21 protein-coding genes are annotated in these 22,100 nt (G+C 48.1%); 7 read left to right on the top strand and 14 right to left on the bottom strand.

The genetic code is table 11. The features are described from left to right. The first annotated feature begins 120 nt into the window (after positions 1–120). A complete protein-coding gene (gene waaA, locus DN599_RS15045; protein WP_110458475.1) occupies positions 121–1,386 on the top strand; it encodes a lipid IV(A) 3-deoxy-D-manno-octulosonic acid transferase in 1,266 nt (421 codons plus the stop codon). A 76-nt stretch (positions 1,387–1,462) separates the two neighbouring features. Here waaA and DN599_RS15040 read toward each other — a convergent pair whose 3' ends face one another. Continuing rightward, a complete protein-coding gene (locus DN599_RS15040) occupies positions 1,463–2,188 on the bottom strand; it encodes a 3-deoxy-D-manno-octulosonic acid kinase (RefSeq protein ID WP_110458474.1) in 726 nt (241 codons plus the stop codon). Positions 2,189–2,625: 437 nt separating this feature from the next. Here DN599_RS15040 and DN599_RS15030 point away from each other — a divergent pair, with 437 nt between their 5' ends. The 3 genes from DN599_RS15030 (at position 2,626) to DN599_RS15020 (ending at position 5,994) form a co-directional block, all read left to right on the top strand. Continuing rightward, positions 2,626–3,669: a glycosyltransferase family 9 protein gene (locus tag DN599_RS15030; RefSeq protein ID WP_110458396.1), complete on the top strand. Its 1,044-nt coding sequence runs from the start codon at positions 2,626–2,628 to the stop codon at positions 3,667–3,669. Between the two features lie 112 nt (positions 3,670–3,781). Then, a complete protein-coding gene (locus DN599_RS15025) occupies positions 3,782–4,858 on the top strand; it encodes a hypothetical protein (protein WP_110458395.1) in 1,077 nt (358 codons plus the stop codon). Continuing rightward, positions 4,855–5,994: a glycosyltransferase gene (locus DN599_RS15020; protein WP_162599223.1), complete on the top strand. Its 1,140-nt coding sequence runs from the start codon at positions 4,855–4,857 to the stop codon at positions 5,992–5,994. Before DN599_RS15025 ends, DN599_RS15020 begins: the two co-directional genes overlap by 4 nt. Positions 5,995–6,118: 124 nt before the next feature. Here the strand turns inward: DN599_RS15020 and DN599_RS15015 are convergent, their stop codons facing one another. From DN599_RS15015 to DN599_RS14995, 5 genes are read right to left on the bottom strand one after another with little or no spacing between them, the layout of a single operon-like run. Further along, positions 6,119–7,255, bottom strand: coding sequence for a glycosyltransferase family 9 protein (locus DN599_RS15015; RefSeq protein WP_110458393.1), 1,137 nt, complete (start codon positions 7,253–7,255; stop codon positions 6,119–6,121). 8 nt (positions 7,256–7,263) lie between these two features. Next, a complete protein-coding gene (locus tag DN599_RS15010) occupies positions 7,264–8,040 on the bottom strand; it encodes a glycosyltransferase family 25 protein (RefSeq protein ID WP_110458392.1) in 777 nt (258 codons plus the stop codon). A gap of 18 nt (positions 8,041–8,058) precedes the next feature. Beyond that, a complete protein-coding gene (locus DN599_RS15005; protein ID WP_110458391.1) occupies positions 8,059–8,904 on the bottom strand; it encodes a glycosyltransferase family protein in 846 nt (281 codons plus the stop codon). 43 nt (positions 8,905–8,947) lie between these two features. Next, positions 8,948–9,901 carry an ADP-glyceromanno-heptose 6-epimerase gene (rfaD, locus tag DN599_RS15000; RefSeq protein ID WP_110458390.1) on the bottom strand — a complete coding sequence of 318 codons (954 nt, stop codon included), beginning with the start codon at positions 9,899–9,901 and terminating at the stop codon, positions 8,948–8,950. A gap of 60 nt (positions 9,902–9,961) precedes the next feature. Then, positions 9,962–10,978: a glycosyltransferase family 9 protein gene (locus tag DN599_RS14995; protein ID WP_110458389.1), complete on the bottom strand. Its 1,017-nt coding sequence runs from the start codon at positions 10,976–10,978 to the stop codon at positions 9,962–9,964. A 362-nt stretch (positions 10,979–11,340) separates the two neighbouring features. Here DN599_RS14995 and coaD point away from each other — a divergent pair, with 362 nt between their 5' ends. Next, complete coding sequence (gene coaD, locus DN599_RS14990) at positions 11,341–11,817, top strand: pantetheine-phosphate adenylyltransferase (protein WP_110458388.1); 477 nt, start codon at positions 11,341–11,343, stop codon at positions 11,815–11,817. A gap of 10 nt (positions 11,818–11,827) precedes the next feature. After that, on the top strand, positions 11,828–13,336 hold the full coding sequence (locus DN599_RS14985; RefSeq protein ID WP_110458387.1) for a capsule assembly Wzi family protein: 1,509 nt from the start codon (positions 11,828–11,830) through the stop codon (positions 13,334–13,336). A gap of 60 nt (positions 13,337–13,396) precedes the next feature. On the opposite strand, the gene mutM is transcribed toward DN599_RS14985, so the two are convergent. From mutM to DN599_RS14945, 8 genes are all read right to left on the bottom strand, one after another. Next, positions 13,397–14,212 carry a bifunctional DNA-formamidopyrimidine glycosylase/DNA-(apurinic or apyrimidinic site) lyase gene (gene mutM / locus DN599_RS14980; RefSeq protein ID WP_110458386.1) on the bottom strand — a complete coding sequence of 272 codons (816 nt, stop codon included), beginning with the start codon at positions 14,210–14,212 and terminating at the stop codon, positions 13,397–13,399. 8 nt (positions 14,213–14,220) lie between these two features. Then, positions 14,221–14,673, bottom strand: coding sequence for a hypothetical protein (locus DN599_RS14975; protein ID WP_110458385.1), 453 nt, complete (start codon positions 14,671–14,673; stop codon positions 14,221–14,223). 82 nt (positions 14,674–14,755) lie between these two features. Continuing rightward, the gene (gene moaA, locus DN599_RS14970) at positions 14,756–15,742 is read right to left on the bottom strand and encodes a GTP 3',8-cyclase MoaA (RefSeq protein WP_110458384.1); all 987 of its coding nucleotides are present in this window, start codon (positions 15,740–15,742) and stop codon (positions 14,756–14,758) included. A 66-nt stretch (positions 15,743–15,808) separates the two neighbouring features. Continuing rightward, the gene (locus tag DN599_RS14965) at positions 15,809–17,614 is read right to left on the bottom strand and encodes a bifunctional molybdopterin-guanine dinucleotide biosynthesis adaptor protein MobB/molybdopterin molybdotransferase MoeA (protein ID WP_110458383.1); all 1,806 of its coding nucleotides are present in this window, start codon (positions 17,612–17,614) and stop codon (positions 15,809–15,811) included. A gap of 8 nt (positions 17,615–17,622) precedes the next feature. Next, a complete protein-coding gene (gene mobA, locus DN599_RS14960; RefSeq protein WP_110458382.1) occupies positions 17,623–18,219 on the bottom strand; it encodes a molybdenum cofactor guanylyltransferase MobA in 597 nt (198 codons plus the stop codon). Beyond that, on the bottom strand, positions 18,203–18,919 hold the full coding sequence (locus DN599_RS14955; protein WP_110458381.1) for an ATP-binding cassette domain-containing protein: 717 nt from the start codon (positions 18,917–18,919) through the stop codon (positions 18,203–18,205). Before DN599_RS14955 ends, mobA begins: the two co-directional genes overlap by 17 nt. 2 nt (positions 18,920–18,921) lie before the next feature. Further along, on the bottom strand, positions 18,922–19,629 hold the full coding sequence (locus DN599_RS14950) for an ABC transporter permease (RefSeq protein WP_110458380.1): 708 nt from the start codon (positions 19,627–19,629) through the stop codon (positions 18,922–18,924). After that, the gene (locus DN599_RS14945) at positions 19,626–20,438 is read right to left on the bottom strand and encodes an ABC transporter substrate-binding protein (protein ID WP_110458379.1); all 813 of its coding nucleotides are present in this window, start codon (positions 20,436–20,438) and stop codon (positions 19,626–19,628) included. The genes DN599_RS14950 and DN599_RS14945 overlap by 4 nt, the downstream gene beginning before the upstream one ends. A 276-nt stretch (positions 20,439–20,714) precedes the next feature. Here DN599_RS14945 and DN599_RS14940 point away from each other — a divergent pair, with 276 nt between their 5' ends. Beyond that, positions 20,715–22,100 (top strand): sigma-54-dependent transcriptional regulator, encoded by a 1,386-nt coding sequence (locus DN599_RS14940; RefSeq protein WP_110458378.1) that lies wholly within the window; start codon positions 20,715–20,717, stop codon positions 22,098–22,100.

Below are 22,100 nucleotides of genomic sequence, written 5' to 3'. Positions count from 1 at the left end.
GGAGGCCTATCGAAAATGAGGGTGTTAGCACATGTAAACGTCCTAAATGTCTCTGTTAACAGCGCTTATGTTAGTATTACGGCAACTAAGCAAACAAAATGCAATCAAGCGCACACTTTTATGAATCGAATCTTATATTCAACTCTGTTATATCTGCTTTCTCCTTTACTGCTGCTTTATTTGACGTTTCGCGCTGCAAAAAGTCCCGCTTATCGAGGCCGCTGGGCAGAGCGTTTTGGCTTAAGTCGTTTACAGGCTACCGATCTGTTAGTCCATTCGGTGTCAATGGGAGAAACCCTTGCGGCCATCCCACTGATAAATAAAATACTGACTCAGTATCCGCATCTGACTCTCACCGTCACGACCACCAGCCCTACAGGGTCGGCAGAGGTCATTAAGGCGTTTGGCGACCGAGTGCAACATTGCTACCTCCCTTTTGACCTGCCGCTATGTGTGGCTCGCTTTCTCAGCCAAGTGCAGCCTAAACAGTGCATTATTATGGAAACCGAGTTGTGGCCTAACTTACTGCATCAGGCTAAACAGCGTGGTGTTAAGTTGATGTTGGCCAATGCGCGTTTATCTGCCAAGTCGGCCAAGCAATATCAACAGCGGCGTAAGCTGGTGAGCCCCATGTTGCAGGCCTTAGATGTGATAGCGGCGCAGTCGCCGTCAACCGCAGAGCGTTTTATCGCCTTGGGGGTGCCAGCCAGCAAAATTGAGGTGACAGGTAGTTTGAAATTCGATCTCACCATTGGTGAGCAGCATATCGCCAAGGCAAGGCTGCTGCGTAGTGAGTGGCAACGCCTAGAAGTACCTGTGTGGGTGGCTGGCAGCGTGCATCCGGGGGAGTTTGACGCCATGTTATCGGCGCATAAAAATGTATTGATCCGCTTTCCTCATGCGCTGTTGGTCATGGTGCCAAGGCACCCTGAGCAGTTTGAGGCTGCAGCAAGTCGCGTTAAAGCTGCGGGATTAACGCTGGCGCGTCGCAGCCAAGCAGACAAGGTTGATGCCGATACCCAAGTGTTGCTGGGCGATACCATGGGAGAACTACTCAGTTTCTATGGCGCCGCAGATCAGGCTTTTGTCGGGGGCACGCTTATTGAAAATGGTGGCCATAATCCGCTCGAACCTGCTGCCATGGGACTGCCTGTTTACGTGGGGCCTAATTTCAGGGACTTCGCCGAAATAGCGCTCATGCTACAAGAAGCAGGTGCCTTATCCGTGGTGAAATCGTCCGAGGACTTGGCACTGCAATTAGTGGATAAATTTGATGACAAAGAGGCGTATCTGCTTGCTAGGGAGGCCGGACTTAAAGTGGTGGAAGACAATAAAGGTGCGCTTGCTGCCCAATTTGCGCTGGTGTGTGGTTTGCTCGACCAGTAATGCTGCATCACTTGTCGAGTACCGAGGCATGTTAACGTCTATTTATCTTTATCAGCTTGTGCGTAATGCCCTTGGTTTATGCTTGTGAATAGCCTGCCATTAACTGCTGCCAATTGTGGTCGTTAAAATGCAGCGTGGCGAGTTTAGTCTTCTCTTTGTTAAAGGAGCGTAATAAGCGATCTAGATTAGCCTGCTGCCATTTGGGCGAGGGCGTGCGCAGCTCACCGCGGTCGAAATCAATCAAGGTGAAGTTGTCATTGCCGATTAAAATGTTTTTGGCATTAAGATCGGCGTGGTAAACCCCGCGCTGGTGGAATGTGGCGATAAGCTTACCCAAGGCTTGCCACTGGGCGTCTGTCATGGGAGCATGAGATAGCTGAGCCACTAAGTCTTGTGCCCCTTCGATGCGTTCAATAATGATATCACCGCGATAATGCATACCGTGACGCTGAATTTGCGCTGCGACGGGTTTAGGTACCGCAAAGCCCTCGTTAAACAACTGTTCGAGTAAGGTCAATTCGGCGATAGCACGGGTGCGCTTGAGTCCAGTATATAGGTAGCTGTCGCGGCTGAATTTTGCCATCACGCCGCCGCGATAGTAGTGGCGAAGCACCCACTGAGCTTTCTTGTGGCGGGTAATATGTTGTGGGTCGACAAACCAAGTGGTGTAACGGCCAGTTGAAGATCCCGTGATGTCACCCAGATCCTGCCAATAGTCAAAGGTAAACCAATCGGGTGTGATGGGTTTAAGTTCTGGCTCACAAAAGGCGATATAACCGGCGTCGGTACGTTTGATTTGCATAAAATTATAAGCTAACTCTGATGGCATTAAGCGAATGGCTTAATTGTAACTGATCTTCAGTGTCGAGCAGAACTGTTTCACCGACTGTTTAAGTGCTTGAATCACAGTGTTGATATTCTTCTCTCCTAGCTTGGACAAGCGATCACTTGCCTTGATCTCCGTGAGCCAGATTGTGAGCCTGTAGAGAGTGCTATATAGGCGGAAAATTGTCAGGTTATATAGGGAATAAAGGGCGCAAGCAAAATACGCCGCCATACTCTTTGGCTGTCTGGGGCGCCTACCAATGCGATCCCTTGGATCTTTTGGCTACAGGGCAAATAGCGCGCTTAAGGCTATTTCCGCTGTTTTAGGGGCTAAACATGGAACCTAGCGGCATTCTACATTAAACTCGTTGCGGATCTTTAACGGCTATTAATCCCAGTGAACCCTGAAATCTTATGAGCTTAAATTTACAGTCCGCCCACTCTTTATGTTTGCTTCGTTTATCGGCCATTGGCGATGTGTGTCATGCCGTAGCCATGGTGCAGGCGATCCAGCGGCAATATCCTCATCTTGAGATCTCTTGGGTGATAGGTAAGGTGGAATATCAATTGCTTAAGCATCTACCTGGGGTGCAGTTTGTGGTGTTCGATAAGTCACAAGGCTGGCGAAGTTATCTTAATCTTAAGCGTGCCTTAGCAAGGCAGCATTTTGATGTGTTGTTGCATATGCAGGTGGCGCTGAGGGCAACGATTGCTTCATTGGCCATTAGCGCAACATACCGTTTGGGATTCGATCGCGCTAGGGCTAAAGAGGGCCAATGGTTGGTGACCAATCGGCGGGTTGCGCCGTTAGCGACTCCCCATGTGTTAGACGGTTTTATGGGGTTTGCTAAAGCTTTAGGGGTAACCGATTTACAGCCATCGTGGAATATTCCAGTCCCAGCCTCTGATACTGAATTTGCCCAAAATTTGATCCCCAGCGGCCAAAGCACCTTAGTTATCTGCCCTGCAGCCAGTAAAGCCGAGCGTAATTGGCTACCCGAACGTTATGCCGCGGTTGCCGATTATGCGGTCGCGCAAGGTTATCACGTCATGTTGTGTGGCGGGCCGACAGCGTTAGAGCGAGACTTAGCGAATGCAATTCAAGGCTTTGCCAAGCATGAGTTAGATAATCAAGTCGGGCACACCTCTTTAACGCAATTATTGGCCGTGCTCAAACAGGCCTCTATGGTACTTGCGCCCGACACCGGCCCAGCTCATATGGCTGTCACTCAAGGCACTCCAGTGATCGGTTTGTATGCGCACTCTAATCCTAGACGCACAGGCCCCTATACTTGCTTAGATTTAGTCGTGAGTGTTTATGATGAAGCCGTCAAGGCACAAACATCGGGGGATGTGGCTTGGGGCACTCGCGCAAAAGGTGCCCAGCTGATGCAGATGATTAGTGTCGAGAGCGTGCTTGCCCGCTTTAATCAGCTCTCGCAACGATTAAGTCACTAATGATAAACTGACGAGCGCAGTGCTTACTTAGGCAAGTTGCAGTGGGTCATAATAACTAGGTACCCAGCATCTTAAGGGTTGCTTACGTGGTGAAGCAATAGGGATAGAGTGAATGTCGATAGCGCCAAAATTTCTGTTTGTCCCAGTTTCCTCCGAAGAGGGAATTGGAGAGTATATGCGCTCAAAAATTGTCGCCGATGAGGTGTGTAAACGCTGGCCTAATGCCCGAGTTGAATTTGTGCTCAATAGTCATGCTCCATATGCTCAGTCTTGCCCTTATCGTGCCCATTTAGTCGATGACACACCGACAAAACATATCACCGCCGTCAATCAGCTGATCACGCAATTTAAGCCCGATGTGGTAATTTTTGATGCGTCGGGTCGCAAAGCCCAGCTTAAACACGCCAATTTACATGGGGCAAAGGTGGTGTTTATCAGCCAGCATCGCCGCAAGCGGGCTCGAGGCATGAGGATTGAGCGCGCATTGGTGACCGACAGTCATTGGGTTGTGCAACCTGAATTTGTGATTGGCGATATTAATTGGTTGGATAAGCTCAAGCTAAATTTAATTAAACGTGAGCAGCCTATTTTTACTGGTTCAATCTTCGCTAACCCCACTCAAGCCGAGCAAGCGGCTTTGCAGCAACTCTATCAGGTTAACCCTAAGCAATATCTGCTCTACAGTGCCGGTTCCGGTGGGCATAAGTTGAAAGGTGGGTTAGCCGCCGATCTGTTTGCGCAGGCGGCGCTGGCGGTGTTTAAGCAAACTGGCGTGCCAAGTTTGATGGTGTTTGGTCCGAATTACCCTAAAGCCTTGCCTGAGTTTGAGGGGGTTACCGCCATTAAGCAGCTCAATACTGATGATTTTATTAATTTACTTGATGGCGCTAAGGCGGCGGTATTGAGTGGGGGAGATACGCTGTTGCAGGCGATCGCACTGAACGTGCCTACGCTAGCCGTGGCGGTATCGAAAGATCAACCTAGCCGTATAAAGCAGTGCACTGCAAAACACTTGGCGCTTGGCTGTGACCCTGAAGTTGGAGCCATGAGTGAGCAGATCATGCGATTACTGCAAGAGGATACCGCCAAGCAATTAACTCTGCAGATGCAGCAAGTAGCAGAGGCAAAAGGGTTAGATATTTGTATGGCTGAAATTTCCCGCTTACTAGGATATCCCTTGTGCAAATGAAGCGTATTGGCATCGCCATAGACAGTTTAGCGGGTGGCGGAGCAGAAAAAATTGTATTAACTCTCGCGGCTCAGCTCAAAAAACTAGGTCATGAGCCTCACCTCTTAGTGCTAATGCCTAATTGTGACTACCAGTTACCTGATGATATTCCAGTGCATTTTTGTTTCTCGCCAGAGCAGAAACAGATCGATAGTCTATGGCGCCTGCGTCATTCTGTGGCCCAAGTGCAGCAATGGGTAGAGGGGCTTATCGATCAGTTTGGTCAATTCGATCTGTTTTTATCCAATTTAGATAAGACCAATTTATTATTTACCAAGGCCAACATCACTCCGCTTTACTGCGTGATCCATAACTCGATTGAAGAGGAGTTAACCCGCCAATTAAAGCTAGGTCCCTTGGCTTATTTTAATATGCTACGAGCTAAAAAAGCGCTTAATGGTCAGCACTTGGTGACTGTGTCCAAAGGGATTGAGCGTGAAATTGTGCAATCGAAGCGAGTAAGCCCCGCCTCAATTCGTACCATCTACAATCCGTTTGATATTGCGCAGATCCGTGCGCGAGCCGACGAGGAGAATAGCGACATTCCTCAAGGCAATTATCTTATTCATGTCGGACGAGTGGCTAAGCAGAAACGTCACGATATTTTATTTAAAGCCTTAGCCAAGATGCGCCAGCCATTGCCGTTAGTCCTATTATGTAATAATCCGAAAAAGGCGCTTAAATTGGCTAAAAAGCATGGCGTCGCCGACCGAGTGATCTGCCCCGGTTTTCAGGCCAACCCGTTTCCTTGGATAAAGCAAGCCAAATTGCTGGTGCTGAGCTCTGATTATGAGGGGTTTGGTAATGTGCTGCTCGAAGGGCTTGTTTGTAACACGCCAGTGGTGAGTACCCGCTGCCCTCATGGGCCCGATGAGATCTTAACTCAGGGGTTAGCCCAATATCTGGTGCCGAGACGAGATGCTGTGGCGTTGAGCCAAGCCATGGATAGCGCATTAATGGCTTATCCCGATATTACTCACATTGATATGTTTGATCGTGTGGCAATAGCTGAGATAACTCAGGCTTATTTGACCCTGTGTGATGTGCAATCTGAGTCGGATCAATCAAACTCACTATCCTCTAGCGGCGTGCTTTAATCATTATTACCCCACACGCTAGCTATTCAGAATGGTCAAATAATACATGTACTTAAGCTCAGTGAGACCGTAGAGTCTCATCTTGGATGGTAACGCTCTACGCCTGTGTTTAGTGACCAGTGGGTTAACGGGGCTGATACTTGCCAGTGCCGTTAAAATGAGCTTCAACTTGGCATGAAAACGCCTTACAAACTTGCTCTGGCGTCACAGATTTAGCCTTACCCTTACCCTCTAAAACTAGGCTATCGCCTAAAGGTTGCCACAGCTTAAAATCGCTCGCCATGATAGTCACTTGTGGTTTGCCCATGCAAACGGCTAAATGCGCGGTTGCAGTGTCGACACTGATCACGATATCGCACAGACCAATCAATGCCGGTAGCTCGAAAAAGTTATTAAGTGCTGTGAAGGTGAGTATGGGCAATGGTTTCAAAACGACATCTTGACTGATCGCCTCTTCGACTGCACGTAGCTGATCTGGCGGAGTATTAATGACAAAGACCAGATTGTTAAATTGGTGATTGAGTTGCAGTAGCAGGGCTTTGACTTGCTCCCAAGGGTAGTCTTTTTTGGTTGCGGTAGAGAGGTGGTTGATAAACACCACTAACTTATCAGCATCGTTATCGGTTAACGCTGTAATAAGTGGTTTTACGCTGTCGCGGTATTGAGGTTTGATATCGATACTAAGCTGGGTTTTGCCATCAAGCAGATCTTTGGCTTCCAATCCCAAGGCGATGTTAAAGCACTGACGGTAAAGATCGGTGACATGTTGGCTATTGCTGGCAAGCTTATCGTAGTTAAAGGTCGCATCTAGCTTTTTAAAGTATTGGTGGCCTTTAATCGTACCTAGAAGGCTGCCACTTTTGGAGGCGACTATGGTGGCGGTTGGCGAAATTTGTCGAGCAATTTTGGCAAATTGCTCGGGTCTATTTTTACCAATAAAGACGATCGTATCGTATTGCTTACCTTGGGCACGCTTGATGGCCGCTTGGCGTTCATCTAGGTTGCTGACAATGGGGTAGGTTTCGTTAAAGTCACCAATGGCGTCAATCCACTCCCCTAAAATCTTATTACGTCCTGTAGCCCAGTCATGGGGTTTGGTACGGCAATCGTCAAACCAAATGTCGATGGTTAAATGTGGGTATTTTGCTTTTAAAGCGCGTAACCACACGCCTTGGTAAACAAAGTCACCAATGGCGAGATGAGTCATATATAGAAGGCGCTTGGCGCCCTGTAAGGTTGAGTGATTAATTAAAGCAGCCACATAAATCCTTACTTCAGGCTTTTACTAAATAAGCTAAAAGCGTTATCTAATTTGGGCGTAGACACCAGTCGCATAAAGGCACGTTGCCAATTTAAATATAATTTATGCAGACGACGTTGTGGGAGTTTCTCTAGTCCACCCGTCGGGTTAATATCTGATTGTCCTTGTAAATCGACCGAGACACAATAAGGAATTAAACCAAATGGATAGATACCTAGTGACCACCACGATTTTAAATGACCATCGACCGGTTGCACCACATAGGGCATGTGTTGCAATAGTCTAGTTGCCCCCTGATGGCTAATCACCTGCGCTACCGCGCTGAGAGGAAACTTATGGTAGCTAATAAATTGGTGTTGCCGATAAGCAACCGATTGACGAATATTTTTAGGACTTCCCTTGCGTAACGGATACAGTTTAATAAAGTCCCAGTTGGCGTGAGGTAGCCCAGCCATCAGCTCGACTACATCGGCAAAGTTGCTTTCAAGATCGATATCATCTTCTAAAATAAAAGCGAAATCCAATTGGTCATCGACTATCTGTTGCCAGGCTTTTTTATGGCTTAAACTGCAGCCGACTTCGCCCTTATTTAGTGCTCTGTAATAATGTTTTCTGACTAAAGCGGCCGGTGATACTTGTTCAATCTCGGCATCTGAGAGCAAATTACCATCGACTCCTTCGATGCGCTCAAAGGGGACGTTGGCGTCTGCTAACTGCTGGCTTATACGAGCCATACGTTCTGGCGAGCGGGCCAAGTTAATCACAAATACTTTGTATTTCAGCATGATGATCTGTCTTATTCGTTAGATGGTGACGAAGCTTTTAGCTAGCGCATTGATAATTGGTTTGGGCAATTTATAGCGTTTATGCGCTTTATCGATAAACAGCTGCCATCCTGCTTGTTGCAGATCTGCTAGCATTTCGCTATCAAGGTGCTGGTCGAACAGTTCACAGAAGTCATTGATAAACCTTACTTCGCGCTTTAGCGATGAGTTGGTATATCCTCGTCCAGCATAATGAATAAAGCTAGCCTGCTTGTAACCATCGAGACCTAATACATCCATTCTGTTAAATTCGGCAGAAATGCTTTGATGCTTTAAATTATCTCTATGAATAAGATAGTTAACATAGGTTTGCTCGTAATACTTAATGTGATTACATATTTTTTGTAAATCATCTAACTGTGCAATTTCAAATAAAGGGCACTGCTTTGAGATCAGCATGCAGCCTAAGTTGTAGTACACAGGACGTTGATTAACCTGAGGCCAATTGGGTAGGTCACCCATGATGTGGGTAATTTTATCGATAACTGGTTGGCGTTCGAGTAACTCACCTTCATTAAACAGATACAGGGTTTCGAGGTCATCGTACACCTCAAAAATATTGTTAGCATCTGGGGTTATGATGATGTCGGCATCGACATATAAAACCCGATCATATTCTTTAAGTAGCTCTTTAATATAGAGCTTTTCTGTCCATGCAGGGCTTGCAGTATGTTTAGGCTCGCTAATCGTGATCGGGTAATGCAGCTCTTTTGATACAATGAGATCGGCCCCGACTTTTTTAGCATACAGCTCAAAGCTCAGTAACGCCGCACGATACATCGGATTGTCATCGCCAATAGCAAGAGTGAAAATAGCTTTTTTCATCATTGTGTCCATGTTGCAGAATTAGGTACGGTGAACAGGCAGATCATTGGCCAATGAAATGCTGTGTTTTAAGCCAGTTTAGGTATTCAGGCACGGCCTGCTCAACAGTCTTAAACGCGTCTGTGTAGCCTGCCGCCCGTAGTTGAGTCAAGTCGGCTTGGGTGTAACTCTGGTAGGCGCCTTTTAACTTATCGGGGAAGGGGATGTACTCAATTTGGCCTTTAGCGTGATAGTCGATAACGGCGTTGGCGACATCATTAAAGCTCTGTGCTTGGCCGGTACCGCAGTTGTATACCCCTGAAATACTGGGGTTTTGCCATAACCACAAGTTAACTTTTACCACATCTTCAACATAGACAAAATCACGTAATTGCTCACCATTGTCGTAACCATCGATGCCTTCGAACAGACGACAGATGCCGTTAGCATTGATCTGATTATTAAAATGAAAAGCTACGCTGGCCATGCCACCCTTGTGTTGCTCGCGAGGTCCGTAAACGTTGAAGTAACGCAGGCCAGCGACTTGGGTATTAACGTTTTGTCTTCTCACATATTGGTCGAATAAAAACTTAGAATAGGCATAAACGTTAAGTGGTTTTTCTAACTCACGCTGCTCGATAAACTTGTCACTGCCGCCATAAACCGATGCCGATGAGGCATAAATAAACTGGCAGTTATTTTGGGTACTAAAGTGCATTAACACCTTAGAATACTCATAATTATTGGTCATCATAAACTTGCCATCCCACTCTGTGGTAGAAGAGCACGCGCCTTGATGAAAAATCACTTCGAGTTGGTTGTCGAACATGCCACTGGTTATTTTGGCAAGAAAATCATCTTTATCGAGATAATCGGCAATTTCACAATCGGCCAGATTGAACATTTTTGTGCCATCGGTCAGATCGTCTACCGCGATAATATCGCTGCGGCCCATGTCGTTAAGGGCCTTGACCAAGTTACTACCAATAAATCCTGCTGCACCTGTCACTACTATCATATTATTCTTCCAAATTTTTTAGCAAATCTAAGGATAAGCGCAATGATGAAGCTCGATTGCTTATTGCTGATCCGCGTAATGAGTATCTAAAAAAGCCGCGATTTCGTTGGCGGCGGCATCAAAATCTATCAGCGCCATATTACGGCCGGTTCGTTTGCCTACCGGTGGGGTAAACGCTAAACGTTTGTGGCTTTGGGTTAACGTTTGCCAGCGTATCTTGGGTGCTGAGCGTCTACCCGCATAAAAGCCCACTGTGGGGACGTCATGTAAGCCGGCTAGATGCAAGGGCCCGGTTGAGCCCGCGATAAACATATCCGCCGCGACGATGGACTCTGCAAAGTCGGCTAAGCTGGGCAGTGGCTTAGCCAGCACCACTTTAATATCATCTTGGCGTAAGTTGTCATAAATTGCTTGCGCCAGCACCTCTTCGTCACCACTAAAGGTGAGAACAAACTTGCAATCTCGTTGAGTCTGCTGATTTATCTTCCGCAGCAGGGCAGCAAAATCTGCTGGCGCTAAAGCACCAGAAGAGCCTCCAGTACCAGCATGAGCAAAAATTAATAACTCATTACCTTGTTGACCATAATATTGCTGCCATTGCTGTCTGTGTTGACTCATATCCCAATATTGTTTGGGCAATGCAGGGATAGGATAGCCGTGATGACGTAAAAAGTGCTCAACAAGCATGCAGCTGCCACGCCAGCAGGGCTCATCTTTACGGTAGGTGACATTGGCTCTATGACGATAAAGATACTGAAACCAAGCGTGCTTAGGAGCCAGCTTGTAAGGCACATCTAAATGGCGGATAAGCTTATAGGTGCGCCACTCAGATAATGAAACTAAAATCGCATCATATTGGCGCTCGGCAAATTGTTGGCTGATGGCGGCGTCGTCGCCATTATCGACGATGACATGGTCAATATAAGGGCACGCTTGGGCAAAGGTTTTGACTGCTGGAGATACAAATACTTCAATGCTGGCTTGGGGTAATGCCATTTTGAGTAGATACAAAGACGGCCAAGTGAGGACAAAGTCCCCTATCTTGTCGTGTTTTATCAGCAATACTCTTTTTATCATATAAAAATCAACCAACTACAGTTTATTACGTCAAGCGAACCCCTGTCTTGTTCGTGATTATCACTCTCGAACCGCCTGAGACAGGATAAAATTTGCAGCAGTATAACAATTATAACGGCTTTGATCTGCGTTTTAAGCACTAGATATGCTGGCGTGATCTAAGTTTATTCAGGGAAATTGATTAAGTTAGCTTAATCTGTTTGGTATGGATATCGGGATTTTAAGTCAGTGATAGCAGTAGTAACCAAGCGCGGGGTGAGGTCTCCATTTGCTGGAGATGCAGCTCAAAAAGATTGGTTCATTCTAGCGGATAAAATCGTTACACTATGCGCCATTACGGTGTGAGCTAAAGTGAGTTCATTATGCACACGAAAGCGATTTACCCAGGAACATTTGACCCTATCACTAATGGCCATGCCGATCTCATAGAGCGGGCCGCTAAGCTATTTAAACATGTGGTTATCGGTATTGCCGCGAACCCCTCGAAGCAACCGCGTTTTACTTTGGCAGAGCGTGTTGAGCTGGTGAAGTTAGTTACCGCTCACTTAGATAATGTCGAAGTTGTTGGCTTTAGTGGGTTATTGGTCGACTTTGCCAAAGCACAGCGTGCCAGTGTCTTGGTGCGTGGCTTGAGAGCCGTATCCGATTTTGAATATGAATTTCAGCTGGCCAATATGAATCGACGCCTAAGTGGTGATTTAGAAAGTGTGTTTTTAACCCCCGCCGAGGAGAATTCATTCATCTCATCGACATTAGTAAAAGAGGTGGCATTGCATGGTGGCGATGTCAGTCAGTTTGTTCACCCCGCAGTGAGCAAAGCGCTTGAAACAAAGGATTAAATCATTCGTTATGATCATCGATAAACTCAAAGCTTATTTCGCCGCGTCCGCGGTTGCGACCAGCCTGCTATTTGCCTCCGTTGTGCACAGTGCGCCTTGGGTCGATGTGTCGGATATTTACCTGCGTGCCGATATTCAGGCGCTGGCCGATGCTGGGGTGATAACGGTACCGGTTAATACTTATCCGCTTATGTGGTCAGGGATTGGCGTCGATTTGAAGAAAATCGAACCCTCTAAGTTAAGTCCTGCCTTAGCGGATGCATTTACGCGGGTTAATTTTTATTACAATAACGCCGTAGGTAACCGGGGTAACACCAGCATCAAAGCGATGGCAGCCACTGATGCCGCTAGGTTCCAACACTTTGGCTCTGATTATCGTGAAGAGGCTGAGTTACAGGCGAGCCATGAATATATGGGCGAGCGTTTTGCCTTTAAACTTGCCGCAACCGCCACTCTTGATCCACTCGATGAAGAGGAGTTTCGTCTCGATGGTAGTTATGCTGCTATGGCGTTTGGCAACTGGATGGTCACCGTCGGTGCCCTAGGGCAGTGGTGGGGACCTGGGTTTGACTCGGCGTTGCACAAGTCAAACAATGCTCGCCCCGTCCCTTCGGTGATGATCAGTCGTAATAACGCCGCGGCATTTGAAACGCCTTGGTTATCATGGATTGGCCCATGGACTTTCACGACCGGCATTAGTGAGCTCGAAGAGGAGCGGGCGATTGCTAACCCCTTATTATGGAATCTACGCGGAACCATTAGGCCGCTGCGCCAACTCGAGATGGGCCTGTCGTGGACGACCATGTTTTGTGGTGAGGGGCAAGAGTGTGGTTTGTCCACCCTATGGGATACGATTGCCGGCAATACCACCTGTATCAATGGTGAATCAAGTTGCGATCCTGCGTTGCAGTCTAAAGCAGGCAACCAAATGGCTGGTTTCGATATTCGTTATGCCGACACCTGGTTTGATATTCCCGTGGGCATCTATTTAGAGCGTACCTGCGAAGATTCTAGCGGCCCGATGCCGTGGGACTTAGCCGATTGTGCCAAGCTACTGGGTGTCGATAGCCGCCTCGATTTCGACCATCAGCAATATAAGCTGTTTTTTGAGTATTCAGATACCATGGTCGCCTGCGGGGAAAATCAAAATGCATTTAACTGCTTTTATGAACATAGCACTTACCAAAGTGGCTCACGTTACTACGGCCGTTCATTAGGCAGTACTTATGATAGCGATGCCAAGGTTTATGTACTTGGCTTGATTGGTCAATTTGCCAATAGTCATGGTTTAACGTCGGTAGTACGTTACGCTCAGCTTAACAATGACGGTGTTAACCGTGGTGGTGAGTGGGCGCCGCAGCCGCCCAAAGAAGATCTACTCATGCTGGAGTTAAGCTATCGTTTACCCCTTTGGCAAGGCATGATGAGTGTCGGGGGGACAGTATCACAGTCGAAGTTTGAGAGCGCCGACAACGACACCAATGCGACTTTATTTGGCACCTATGAGTATCGTTTTTAATCTAGGTTGCTGGTGGTAATAAAAAGGCTGACAGTGTGTCAGCCTTTTTTGTGTTTCGTCCTAACGGCGCTGGCACAAACCACAAAAGACCGTGGCTCTTTGGCCTAATTTAATCTCGCTTAACAGGTTACCGCATTGGGTACAGGTATCACCCCCGCGACCATACACATGCAATTTTTGGGCGAAATAACCGGGTTTACCCTCGGCATTGGTAAAATCTTTGAGTGTGGTGCCGCCCTGTTTAATGGCATTGGCGAGGATCTGTTTCACCTCAGCTACCAGCAGTGTCAGGCGTTCATTATCGATTCGCCCAGCTTCGGTTTGCGGATGAATACCGGCGGCAAATAGGGCTTCATTGGCATAAATATTACCGACCCCCACCACGATATGATTATCCATTAGGCACAGTTTTATCGCCTTTTTCTTACCCGCCAAGGCTTGCGCTAAATAATCGACATTAAATTCGCTTTGTAGCGGCTCGGGGCCAAGTTTAGACAATAAAGGGTGCGCAGCTTCAGGCAGCTCACACCATAGCCAAGCGCCGAAACGCCTTGGGTCGTTAAAACGTAATATTTTGCCGCTGGCCATGACTAAGTCGATATGGTCATGTTTTTCAACCTTCGTCGAGCGAGATACGATCCTTAAGCTGCCAGACATCCCTAAGTGCACAATCGTAGTGCCAGCGTCGGTATCGATTAGCAGGTATTTGGCGCGGCGACGGATATGGCGTATGGTCTGCCCCACAATTTGCTGGGCAATATCAGGCACGGGCCAACGCAGCGACGGGTTACGTACAATGAGTGCGGTAACCTGCTGGTCGATAAGGTGCGGCGTAATGCCTTGGCGAGTCACTTCCACTTCGGGTAATTCAGGCATGGTATTCTCTATTTTGGGCTAGCGTTAATGATGGGCACCAGTGCGCCACGTAAACTGGGAGGAATTTGATACCAATTGCCAGCGGGCGATTTCAGCAGGCCCTCCTCGGGATAGATGACCCACACCTGCGGCGTAGCAATATTGGTAATTTGAATCACCAGTTCATGGGGGGGCGATTCTGGCGGGATCAGTTTGTTGATAGGTGAGACTAAAATTGTGCTCCAGGCATCGCTCCACTGACTGCAATTGAGGATCTGCGGCGCACATTGCCATGAAAATCCACCTTGGCTCAACCACACATCATCATATTGCAATTGATGTAACGGCGCGGCTTTATCAAATAGCGGCTGAGCGTCATCGGGGAGCGAAGGGGCCTCACGGTCTAAAAAGGTGAGAATAGCCACCATAGCCACCGAGGCGAAGATAATGATGTTATTCCACTTTTTACGAGATAATGCCATCGTTGCTTTAACTCAATTGTTATCGATACTGATAATGAGTTTATCATCGAAAAAGCGCTAGGGCATTATCTTAAGCGGGTCATTAGCCGCCGGTGGTATTCATAAAGCGCAGGATTTGCGTATCATCCTCGCCGCCAAAATGATGCTCTTTAGGTTTGAGCTTAATGGCAGTGATAATCGCCTGCTTTAGTCGGCTAATATCTCCAGGATATTGACGTACTATCGCCTTGAGGTCGACCGAGTTTTCATTGCCTAAACACAGCAGTAAACGCCCCTCAACCGTCACCCTCACGCGGTTGCACTCATGGCAAAAGTTATTGCTGTGCGGTGAGATAAAGCCCACATGAATGGCACTGCCAGCCATGGTGTAATAGCGCGCCGGCCCGCCGGTACGCTTGTTAGACAGCATCAGCGGGTAACGCTGCTCTATGATGGCTTTCACCTCGTCACTGCTGCAATGACGGCTCTGCTTACGTTCGTCGATAATGCCCAGCGGCATCTCTTCGATAAAGGCGATATCCAGTTCGCGCGTGCGGCAAAACTCGATTAAGTCGAGCACCTCATCATCATTTTGGCCCCGCAGGATCACCGCATTGACCTTGATCCGCTTAAAGCCTGCAGCCTTAGCCGCATCGATGCCCGCGATCACCCGATCCAGTTTTCCCTTGCGCGTCAGCTCAGTAAAACGCTCAGGTTTAAGGGTGTCGAGGCTGATATTGAGTCGATTTAAGCCAGATTGATGCATCTTGTCGGCAAACTTAGTCAGCCTTGAGCCATTGGTGGTCATCGACAGCTCTTGCAGGCCGGGTAATTTACCCAGTAGGCTCACTAATTGATCGCAATCGCTTCTCACTAAAGGCTCGCCGCCCGTGAGACGAATTTTTTTGACCCCAAGTTCGGTAAAGGCTTGGCCAATCCACGCCAACTCTTCGAGGCTCAGCACCTGCTCTCTATCGAGAAAGCAGGGATCTTCGCTCATGCAGTAGACGCAGCGAAAATCACATCTGTCCGTGACTGAAAGGCGTAAATATTCAACGGTGCGGCCAAAGGTATCGACAATCAAACTCATACAAGCTCACCTACAACGGCCAGTGGTGTGGTGGATAGCCACTGGCCCGGCTAAAATAATGACCGCTTATAACAGGTCGGCAAAAGGCTGAATATACACAGTGTCGCCTGGGACGAGTTGTTCATCCTGCTCGCCGATGACGATAAGGCAGTTGCCCTTGACCATAGAGCTGAGCATCCCTGAGCCTTGAGCTCCCGTGCTGCTGACATGCAGCTTGCCGTCGGCGCCCAAGTGATACACGCCGCGGCTAAATTCGGTGCGTCCGATACGGCTGCGAAGCTGACAATCGGCGATGGCGGGTAGCAGTGTGGGGGCCCATGCGGACTCGCCGGCTAATTTGCGCAGTGCAGGTTGGACAAACTGCATGAAAGAGACCATCACGGCCACCGGATTGCCGGGTAACCCAAAGAATAGGCAGTCGCCAATTTGACCAAAGGCCAGTGGTCGACCTGGGCGCATATTGATACGCCAAAAATTAATTTGGCCTACTTTGGCTAAGGCTAATTTGATAAAGTCCGCATCTCCGACCGACACGCCGCCAGAGCTTATCACGGCATCGGCCTGTTGCGCCGCGCCTTGCAGCGCTTCCACCAAGGCCGCTTCTGAATCGTGAATGATCCCGAGGTCTATCACCTCACAGCCTAGCTGTTTCAGCATAGATTTAATGGTGAAGCGGTTAGCGTCGTAGATGCAATTGGGCTTTAGTGGCTCACCAGGCTGGCATACCTCATCTCCGGTAGAAAAAACCGCGACTCGAGGTTTGCGGTGCACTGCCAGCTGGCCAAAACCTAATGACGCTAGCATGCCTTGATGGGCCGCTTGTAGGCGGTGCCCAGCGGCCAGAGCCGTGCGACCCTTGGCAATATCTTCACCGGCTTGACGTACGTGTTGCCCTAAGGTGATATTACCGCTAAAGCTTACCTTATCACCTTGATCATCGGCCAACTCTTTCATCTGTACAGTGTCAGCGCCCTCTGGTACAGGGGCTCCAGTCATAATACGCACAGCTTCACCGTCATTTAAGCGGCCTTGATAACTGTGTCCTGCCATCACATCGGCGACAATCTGATATTGGCTCAACATAGGGTCGCTATATTTAAAAGCGTAACCGTCCATTGCCGAGTTGGTCTGCTGCGGTACATCCACCGGCGAAATGGCATCTTCGGCCAATACCCGATTGCTGCAATCATCGAGGGCTACAGACTCGATTTGCGTCACGGGCTTAACGAAAGAGAGGATATTATCCACGCCTTGTCTGACGGATAAGCTGTTGCTGCTGTCCATTTCGCAGCCACACTCTGGCGCGGCTTGAAGCGGAACCTGGGTGGTTGACGGTGTCCAGTTTTTTGCATATTGGATAACAAAATCGGCGATCTGTGCGACATTATTGATATCGAGTCGCTGCAGTTCTGACGGCAGCTGAGTGTCATCACAACAGGCGATCGCTTGAATGTTAGTGTCGTGGGTATGGATAAAGGGTTTACCGTGAGCGGCGCGGTGCAGCTCAATTTTAGGTAAGGTTAATTTTTTAAAGCCTTCGACCAAGACGATATCTATCTTATCTTGTTCAATCTGCTTAAGCAGGTGCGGTAATTCGGGGGCGTCATCCACTAAATCTTCAGTCATCAAGGCCCAGCGTACGTGAGAGGCCACCAGCATCTGCCGCGCCCCGGCCTTGCGCATTTCGTAACTGTCTTTACCGGGAGTATCGATGTCGAAATCGTGATGAGCGTGCTTAATTACCGCTAGACGGATCCCGCGACGATTAAGTTCAGGGATCAGCTTTTTCAGCAAGGTGGTTTTCCCTGTACCGCTATAGGCACAAAATCCGAGAACGGGGATCGACAGGGGATTATTAAACGCTATGCTCATGTAGACCTCTAAATTGATTGGGCAATTGCCTCTGACAACAGTTGTTTTTGTTCTGGTGTGTTGACGTTGACGAAGGCACTGGGTTGGTCAGAAAAATCGCAAACCGCGCAGTTGTGTTGGGCGTACCAGACATCAATTTTACGCTCGCCAGCATCTAAAAACGCCTTCATCGAGCTTCGCAGCTCTGGTTTGATCAGTAACACCACGGGTTGTTCTCGTTTACCGTCACTGGCCACTGCCATGTCGGCCTGCTGGGCGTCGATCGCCGCTAGCATTCTCGCCACTAAATCCCTAGGTAATAAAGGACAATCGCAAGGCACCACTAATAGGTAATCTGCTAGAGTATGGCCGAGGGCGGTGATCATGCCTGCCAAGGGGCCAAGATACCCAGAGTCTTCATCGCTCAATACCTTGTAACCAAATTCAGCATAACGATTTTGGTTACGATTTGCGTTGATCACGATCTCCTTAACTTGAGGTTTTATCCTGTCAATGGCGTGTTTAATCATAGGTTGGCCATTAAGTTCAACTAGGCCCTTATCATTACCACCCATGCGTCTTGCCATTCCGCCGGCAAGGATCACCGCATCAATTTGCTGTGACATAGTGTAATTCTCGCTTATGTTGGTTGAGTCTCGCAATGGGCGATGCTGCATCGGTAGCCATAATTTGTTGCTGTTCTATCTGCCAGCTTTGTTCACACAGGCTGGTGAGTGAACAGCTTTGGTGACTGCTGATCAGCATTCCCGTTCCCTGTGTTTTTAGGTCGCTTATCATAGTGAGCACTAATTGTTGTGACAGTATGTCCATGTTAGAGGTGGGTTCATCTAACATCAATAATTTAGGCCGCATGACCCAGGCGCGTGCTATTGCCAAACGTTGACGCTCGCCACCCGACAGGCTTGCAGCTTGCTGCTGCATGAGTGGCCCCAGTTGCGCCATCTCAATAGCGCTACCTGTACGTTGCCGTATCTCTTGGGTTGAGAGCTCGCAAAAGGGCTGTACATAGTTAAGATTGTAGGCAACGCTGCCATCAAATAGGTAAGGATGTTGATGTAAATATACGGCTTTGCCTAGTAAAGGATTGCGGCGCCACCAAGGCGATGATGAAAACCCATGGGCCTGTATGCGGCCACTGGTTGGTGTTTGTAAGCCGGCAAACAGTTTCATCAAGGTGGTTTTACCTGAGCCATTATCACCTTGCAGATGCACGGTTTGCTGCTGGGCGATGCTAAGGCTGTCAAAGCGATATAGTAGGCGTGAGCCAAAACGTATTTCGATATTATTCGCCGTCACTTTTACCATAATTAGTGGCTCCTTGGCTCGGCTTTGCCTCTTAATGTCCCCAGGGTAAAGTTGAGTACTAATGAGAGGATAAGTAATACCAGTCCCAAGGCGATGGCTTGAGCGAAATCACCTTTACTGGTTTCCAGCGCGATAGCGGTGGGGATATTACGCGTCACACCGGCAATGTTGCCGCCCACCATCATAGAGCAACCTACTTCGGTCAAAATGCGACTAAATGCAGCGACAATAGCCATTAACAATGGCACTTTCAATTCTCGGCAAATTTGCCATACCGAGCGTAACCATGAGGCGCCTAAGGTGCGCGAGGTTTCCCATGCGCGTTTATCTACACTGGTAAAAGCGGCTTGGCTCATGGCGATTAATACCGGAGCACAAATCATCATCTGTCCAAGGATCATCCCAGGTTGGGTAAACAGCCACCTGAGATCGCCTAGTGGCCCCATGCGAGTCAGCAACAAGTACACCAGTAAACCGATAACGACGGTGGGAATTGACTGAATCGTTTGAATTAAATTGGTGGCAAACCAACGGCCTGGAAAGGGCACAAAAGCCAGCAGAAAGCCTAAGATCAGTGATGGCAGCAGGGTGAATGCCAGTGCTGCAAAAGAAACTGAAAAAGAGACGCTTACAATGGCCCAAACATCAGGATCCAATGAAAACAGCAGGCTTAATGCCTGCTGTATAAGGGCTAACCAGCCTTCACTCATTCGCTATATGTTGCCTTAAATAGTTGCTCACCGTTTACGGTGTAGCTGTTAATCATATTTTGTGCTTCTTCGCTGATTAACCAATCACTTAATGCCTTAGCACCTTGGTGATTAAGATCGGGGTATTTTGCCGGATTAATCAGTACGATTTGATATGGATTGGCTAATGCAGCGCCGCCATCATAATCAATCGCTAGGTCAAGCTTGGCCTTATAGGCGACGTAAGTGCCGCGGTCAGATAAGGTGTACGCCTGAAGTTCATTAGCCATAAGCAAGGTTTTACCCATGCCTTGACCAACTGAGCGATAACCACTGAAGTTAGGCTCAACGTTTGCGGCTTTCCATACGATAAGCTCTTTCATGTTGGTGCCAGAGTTATCACCACGAGACACGAACGTTGCACCAGACTCGGCTATTTTAGCAAAGGCTTCAGCTGCTGTCTTACTGCTGCGGATCTTTGCAGGGTCATTTTTAGGGCCCAAGATCACAAAATCGTTTTCCATTATGCCACGAGGCATAATGCCATAGCCTTCTTCAACAAATTTAGCTTCGGCAGCAGGGGCGTGGGTCATCACGACATCAACATCACCTTGGCGGGCTAGTTTTAATGCTTTACCTGTACCCGTGGCGATAACCTGTACTTTATAGCCTGATTCAGCCTCAAATTTTGGCAGCAAGTTTTTTAACAGGCCTGAGTTTTCGGTGCTGGTAGTGGTCGCCAGTTTAATCACTTCTTGTGCTTGTAGTGGCGAAATGGTTAAGGCACTGGCGATGATGGCCAGACTGAAGATTGATTTTAGGTTTAACATTAGTACTCCTTGGCATAGTAATAAGATGTGACTTGCCGCTTTCACATGTATTTGTTTACAGAACAGTGATTCGTCAGCAAAAAAGGTGCCAATACCTAATTTGAATTAAATTTGTCGCAACCTCGCCATAAAGTGTGAGACAGATCCCAAGGTCGATAAAATTCTACCAGACATAATGTCCCAAAGTCATATAACCCTGGTTCATGGTGACCAATTTGCTGGCCTTTGGTGCTAGAATCCATTTAATGTGTGTCAAAATGTCCAAAAGAAGACAATATGAGCCAACCAAATAAAGAGATGAAACCGTTACCGTCTGCCGTATCTGTGCTAATCGTTGACGATGAGCCTGGAATGCGCAGTTTTTTAAAAAAAGCCCTGTCGAAGAAATTTGCCTTAGTAGAGACCGCGGGCAGTGTTGAAGATGCGGAGCAATTACGCAGTCGTTGTCATTTTGATCTATTAATTGTTGATATCCGTTTGCCTGGACGTTCGGGGATCGAATGGGATGAAGCCTTAAACGATAATGAGCGTCGCTCTGACATTATCTTTATGACAGGCTACGCCGATATGGATGTGGCGATAAAGGCACTGCGCGCTGGCGCCTCCGATTTTATTATGAAGCCGTTTCATCTGGAGCAGATGATGAAGGCGGTAGATCGCTGTATCGAGCGTCGCTTGCTCAAGCGTGAAAACCTGATGCTGCGCCGCGAAGTCTCTATCGGTCAGTCATCAACCATTATTGGCAGCAGTGATGCCATGATGGAGGTGAAGCATGTGATTGAGCGCGTTGCGCCGACCAATGCGGTGATCTTAATTGAAGGTGAGTCGGGTACAGGTAAAGAGCTGGTGGCCAGACAGCTACACCTCTTAAGTGGTCGTCAAGGGCCGTTTGTGCCCGTTAACTGTGGTGCTATCGCCCCTGAACTGCTCGAGAGCGAACTATTTGGCCACGCTGCAGGCTCATTTACCGGGGCTAAAGGCAACCGTGAAGGGCTGTTTAGTTTTGCCTCTGGCGGCACCATCTTCTTAGATGAGATAGGCGAGATGCCGCTGAAAATGCAGACCGCGTTATTGCGGGTGCTCGAACAGCGTACGATCCGTCCGGTAGGCAGTGAAAAAGAGATTAAGATTGATGTGCGAGTGCTGGCGGCGACCAACCGAAAACTCGCCGACGAGGTTGAGGCTGGCAATTTTAGGCGTGATCTATTTTATCGCCTCAATGTGCTCGATATCGTTATCCCCCCATTACGTTCGCGCCCCGAAGATGTGGTCGAGTTGACACACCATTTTACTCGTCAGCTGGCCGCCGAGCTTGGGGTAAAAGAGGTGGTGTGGAGCCATGAGGATATGCTGAAATTACAGCAGCATGAGTGGCCAGGAAACATTCGTGAGCTGCGTAACATGATTGAGCGTTGTATTTTACTGGGTAAGCCACCGGCAGAATATTGGAAGCAGCAACCTAAGTCTGAAATGTTAAACGAGGCGGGTTATCCGCTGAGCTGGAGCTTAAAAGAAGTAGAAAAACATCACGTTACATCGGTGGTGGATCTACATCAAGGCAATAAATCGGCCGCCGCCCGCGATTTAGGCGTCTCAAGAAAAACTTTAGATCGCAAATATAAAGAGTGGTTTGAGCCAGAACAGAGTGAGGCGGAGAGCTAA

Origin of the sequence: Shewanella algidipiscicola, from assembly GCF_900380485.1 — a bacterium.
GTDB lineage: Bacteria > Pseudomonadota > Gammaproteobacteria > Enterobacterales > Shewanellaceae > Shewanella > Shewanella algidipiscicola.
This window is presented reverse-complemented; position numbering and strand designations above follow the sequence as displayed.

Excerpts from the sequence above, each read along its gene's own strand:
- DN599_RS15030 (WP_110458396.1), top strand. The coding sequence starts at position 2,626 with ATGAGCTTAAATTTACAGTCCGCCCACTCTTTATGTTTGCTTCGTTTA.
- mobA (WP_110458382.1), bottom strand. The coding sequence starts at position 18,219 with ATGTCACAGCAAATTGATGCGGTGATCCTTGCCGGCGGAATGGCAAGA.
- DN599_RS14975 (WP_110458385.1), bottom strand. The coding sequence starts at position 14,673 with ATGGCATTATCTCGTAAAAAGTGGAATAACATCATTATCTTCGCCTCG.
- DN599_RS15010 (WP_110458392.1), bottom strand. The coding sequence starts at position 8,040 with ATGCTGAAATACAAAGTATTTGTGATTAACTTGGCCCGCTCGCCAGAA.
- DN599_RS14995 (WP_110458389.1), bottom strand. The coding sequence starts at position 10,978 with ATGATAAAAAGAGTATTGCTGATAAAACACGACAAGATAGGGGACTTT.
- moaA (WP_110458384.1), bottom strand. The coding sequence starts at position 15,742 with ATGAGTTTGATTGTCGATACCTTTGGCCGCACCGTTGAATATTTACGC.
- coaD (WP_110458388.1), top strand. The coding sequence starts at position 11,341 with ATGCACACGAAAGCGATTTACCCAGGAACATTTGACCCTATCACTAAT.
- DN599_RS15005 (WP_110458391.1), bottom strand. The coding sequence starts at position 8,904 with ATGAAAAAAGCTATTTTCACTCTTGCTATTGGCGATGACAATCCGATG.
- DN599_RS14945 (WP_110458379.1), bottom strand. The coding sequence starts at position 20,438 with ATGTTAAACCTAAAATCAATCTTCAGTCTGGCCATCATCGCCAGTGCC.
- mutM (WP_110458386.1), bottom strand. The coding sequence starts at position 14,212 with ATGCCTGAATTACCCGAAGTGGAAGTGACTCGCCAAGGCATTACGCCG.
- DN599_RS14955 (WP_110458381.1), bottom strand. The coding sequence starts at position 18,919 with ATGGTAAAAGTGACGGCGAATAATATCGAAATACGTTTTGGCTCACGC.
- DN599_RS15025 (WP_110458395.1), top strand. The coding sequence starts at position 3,782 with ATGTCGATAGCGCCAAAATTTCTGTTTGTCCCAGTTTCCTCCGAAGAG.
- DN599_RS14965 (WP_110458383.1), bottom strand. The coding sequence starts at position 17,614 with ATGAGCATAGCGTTTAATAATCCCCTGTCGATCCCCGTTCTCGGATTT.
- DN599_RS14985 (WP_110458387.1), top strand. The coding sequence starts at position 11,828 with ATGATCATCGATAAACTCAAAGCTTATTTCGCCGCGTCCGCGGTTGCG.
- DN599_RS14950 (WP_110458380.1), bottom strand. The coding sequence starts at position 19,629 with ATGAGTGAAGGCTGGTTAGCCCTTATACAGCAGGCATTAAGCCTGCTG.
- DN599_RS14940 (WP_110458378.1), top strand. The coding sequence starts at position 20,715 with ATGAGCCAACCAAATAAAGAGATGAAACCGTTACCGTCTGCCGTATCT.
- DN599_RS15020 (WP_162599223.1), top strand. The coding sequence starts at position 4,855 with ATGAAGCGTATTGGCATCGCCATAGACAGTTTAGCGGGTGGCGGAGCA.
- DN599_RS15040 (WP_110458474.1), bottom strand. The coding sequence starts at position 2,188 with ATGCAAATCAAACGTACCGACGCCGGTTATATCGCCTTTTGTGAGCCA.
- rfaD (WP_110458390.1), bottom strand. The coding sequence starts at position 9,901 with ATGATAGTAGTGACAGGTGCAGCAGGATTTATTGGTAGTAACTTGGTC.
- waaA (WP_110458475.1), top strand. The coding sequence starts at position 121 with ATGAATCGAATCTTATATTCAACTCTGTTATATCTGCTTTCTCCTTTA.